This window comes from Gudongella sp. DL1XJH-153 (assembly GCF_049310905.1).
Lineage (GTDB): Bacteria > Bacillota > Clostridia > Tissierellales > Tissierellaceae > Gudongella.
This window is the reverse complement of sequence record NZ_JBMEMN010000075.1, coordinates 1-1,594: the sequence shown is the minus strand read 5'-3', so window position 1 is coordinate 1,594 and position 1,594 is coordinate 1. Positions and strand designations below refer to the sequence as shown.

Here is a 1,594-nt window from a genome sequence, read left to right as displayed (position 1 = left end):
TGGGGGTGCGGATGTTTTTTTGGACTCTTTTTAGACAATTCCAAGACTTTTCCGGTAAGCTTTTATGCTCTTGCCCCCGAGTTTCATTTTAACTCTGTCATTATTGTACCATTTTAAATACTGATCAAGGATTCTTGTAAAGTCCTCGATGCTAATATTACTCCATTTACGATTGTAGAACATCTCGTTTTTGATTCTTCCGAAAAAGCCTTCACAAGCAGCATTATCAGGGGTGTATCCTTTCTTTGACATGGACCGCTTCAGTCCAGCCTTTTCTATTAAATTAATCCAGCCTGGCCAGCGGTAATGGCTCCCCCTATCAGAGTGAATAATGGGAGTCTCTCCTTCAACCAAAGTGTTTATTGCTGATTCAAGCATGCTGGTAGTCATCTCAGCATCAGGTTGATTGGATATGCTCCATTGAACAACCTTTCCATCAAAGCAATCTATGATTGGTGAAAGATATACTTTCCCTGCCGGTAATCTAAATTCTGTAATATCCGTTAACCATTTGCTGTTTGGCTTATCTGCAGTAAAATCGCGTTTGATCATATTAGCAGGTGCTGGGGAGAGCTCGCCCTTGTAAGAGTTGTATTTCCTGGTTTTCTTTGTTTTTACAACCAAGTCTTCTTCTCTCATTAGACGACGAACTACTTTTTCTGATACACAGATCCCTTGGTTCTTTAATATCTTATGAATACGTCTATAGCCATAGCACTTGTAGTTATTATTGAACAAGTGAATGATTTCTTCTTTAGTTTTGTCGTATTTAGTGTTTATACCTTTAGCAGACCGCTGATAGTAGTAGCTACTTTTCACTAACTGTAGGGAATTGAGTAGCTCTTTTAATGGGTACTTTGTTCTTAGGGCATCAATCAGGATTGTCTTTTCTTTGTTTGTCAGATTGGCTAGACTGATGCCCGGATCTTTTTTTATTAGTTCAGCGGCTCCTTCAAGCAAATCTTTTTCCATACGAAGCTTGGATACTTCCATTTTCAATGCCTCAACTTCATCTTCAAGCTTATCCTTAACTACATCAAGATCTTTGTCCATTGGTATATGCAACTCCTCTTGAAGCAGCTCCTTTTTCCACTTGTAAAGTGTTCTACGATGAACATTGTGGGTTTCTGCAACCACTAAAGCGCTTTCTTTTCGGTAACAGAAGTCAGAGACTGCTTGTATTTTATCCTCTTGTGAGTATTGTATCCTATTTTTATAGATTTTTCTCTCTTCTGGGACAATTTGTGCAACCCATTTTCGAAGAGTTTCCCTTGAAGGATATCCCAATGTTTTGACAGTTCTAGTATAGTTTTTGCCGTTTTTCAGATAATACTCAACTGCTTTATTTATCTCTTCTTCAGTAAATTTAGGTTTCACTTTACATGGTTCATTTTCCTTACCATCAACTAGTTGTTGTTGATATTCAGCATACCACTCTTTTAGAGTTCGATAATTTGGATATCCCAAAACTCGTATAACATCAGCAACACATTTATTATGTTTTAAGTATAGATCTATTGCTCTGTTTCTCTCTTCTCTGGAATACATAGACACCCTCCTAGACTATTTGTCCAAGATTTTGTCCGCATCCCCA

The 1,594-nt window shown here is 37.8% G+C and carries 1 protein-coding gene; it reads right to left on the bottom strand.

The window, feature by feature from the left end:
• Window positions 1-30 precede the first annotated feature (30 nt).
• Window positions 31-1,548 carry an IS3 family transposase gene (locus ACOEN1_RS13385; protein ID WP_422487392.1) on the bottom strand — a complete coding sequence of 506 codons (1,518 nt, stop codon included), beginning with the start codon at window positions 1,546-1,548 and terminating at the stop codon, window positions 31-33.
• Window positions 1,549-1,594 lie beyond the last annotated feature (46 nt).

Bases quoted from the DNA above. Each gene is read 5' to 3' on its own strand.
- ACOEN1_RS13385 (WP_422487392.1), bottom strand. From the start codon at position 1,548: ATGTATTCCAGAGAAGAGAGAAACAGAGCAATAGATCTATACTTAAAA.